Genomic DNA, 220 nt, shown 5'->3' with positions numbered 1-220 from the left:
TAACCGTTCCGAGCTTCGACCAGAGCGGCTTCACATTGCGGACCTTCTTGAGATCCTTGCCGATAGCGCTGTTACGCCAGCTGTTTTCGATTTCAATCGGCTCATCATTGGCACGACCAGCGGCCAAAGCTTCCGCAATCTTGTCGGCAGCAAGGATGCCCGACAGAACTGCGTTATGACTGCCCTTGATGCGGGGAACGTTGACGAAGCCAGCCGAACA

Annotated in this window: 1 protein-coding gene; it reads right to left on the bottom strand. The window is 55.5% G+C overall.

The genetic code is table 11. From position 1 onward, the window contains the following. Positions 1–220 (bottom strand): NAD(P)/FAD-dependent oxidoreductase (locus QSJ70_RS27630; protein ID WP_502871740.1); only part of this gene is annotated, 220 nt, incomplete at both ends.

Source organism: Brucella sp. NBRC 12950, assembly GCF_030268145.1.
Taxonomy (GTDB): domain Bacteria; phylum Pseudomonadota; class Alphaproteobacteria; order Rhizobiales; family Rhizobiaceae; genus Brucella.
This window is presented reverse-complemented; position numbering and strand designations above follow the sequence as displayed.